Below are 803 nucleotides of genomic sequence, written 5' to 3'. Positions count from 1 at the left end.
AGATATACCTCTTTCTTAACTATGCTTATTTTACCTCATATTTTCGAGATCCTTAACAGGTTCTTAGACAATTGGCTCGCCGTTTCAGCCAATGTATTGTTTTCCTTTTTTGTTTCCATTAACTGTTCTGCCAACTGCTTTTTATGATCATCCTTTAAACCTTCCACTATTTTCTTCAGATCATTCTCCAAATTTGCACTCTTTTTCTCTAGTACAGTTAAATTAGCTTCACTTTGCTTCAATTTCTTCTGTAGTTCTTTATTTATCCCATTTACTGATTGAACTTCATCTTCTTTATCTTTCAACTTATCATTTAAGCTTTCTATTACATCATTTTTATCCTGCAGTTCTTTCTCTATCTTTTGTGTTAACTGCTCAATATTTTGATTCTTCCAAGCGAATTCTTGCGTCATCCTTTTTAATTCAGCTTTAAGTCTTTCAGCTTCTTCTTCCCCAGTTTGCTTTTCTTCACTTAATTCGCTTATTTGTGTATCACCTTCTTTTTCTATCTTTTTATTAAGTTCTTCTAATTTTTCGAGTTTCTCTATAAGTGACTTAATAGAAGCATCTTGCTCCTTTATTCTTTGATCTCTTTCAAATATCACTCGCTGTTGTTCATTAACTTTATCTCTCAAGGAGTCACGTTCTAAGCTTAGATTGTCACGCTGCTCTGCAAGTTTGTTAATTTCATTTATAGCCTCATCTACACCTTTTAATCCTTCTTGTTCATACTTTTTCTTAGAACCTGTTAAGGATCTCGAAAATATGAGGTAAAATAAGCATAGTTAAGAAAGAGGTATATC

General features: G+C 32.4%; 1 protein-coding gene. It reads right to left on the bottom strand.

Annotation, left to right across the window (positions count from 1 at the left end; genetic code table 11):
- Positions 1 to 35 precede the first annotated feature (35 nt).
- A complete protein-coding gene (locus OZD61_RS00520; protein WP_274979449.1) occupies positions 36 to 635 on the bottom strand; it encodes a hypothetical protein in 600 nt (199 codons plus the stop codon).
- Between the last annotated feature and the right edge of the window lie 168 nt (positions 636 to 803).

It is taken from the genome of Wolbachia endosymbiont of Drosophila bocki (assembly GCF_028982005.1).
Lineage (GTDB): Bacteria > Pseudomonadota > Alphaproteobacteria > Rickettsiales > Anaplasmataceae > Wolbachia > Wolbachia pipientis.
Note: the sequence above shows the minus strand (reverse complement) of the source record. Positions and strands in the feature narration are given on the sequence as shown.